Consider the following 241-nt stretch of genomic DNA (forward strand, 5'->3'; position numbering starts at 1 on the left):
CGCTTTTTCATTCTCTTTTTTTCGCCTGATTGCTATTACGCCGAGCGCAAAAATAAATAAGCCGACCAGGTAGCTGTACCACGGAAAAATCGTCAGGATTTCGGTCGACTCTTCCATATTGGTGGAGTGCAATGCCAGCAATGTATTGAAATTAGGCGCGCCGTAGGCCTGAGCAAAAGGGAAATAACAAGCCGCCACCAGCGAACTGACACCGACCAGAACTTTTTGTACGCGAGGCAAT

General features: G+C 47.7%; 1 pseudogene. It reads right to left on the reverse strand.

The features are described from left to right. Positions 1 to 241 (reverse strand): annotated as a pseudogene (locus tag V5P19_RS24375) (phosphoethanolamine transferase); the annotation flags it as partial.

Origin of the sequence: Enterobacter sp. UNJFSC 003, from assembly GCF_036903355.1 — a bacterium.
Lineage (GTDB): Bacteria > Pseudomonadota > Gammaproteobacteria > Enterobacterales > Enterobacteriaceae > Enterobacter.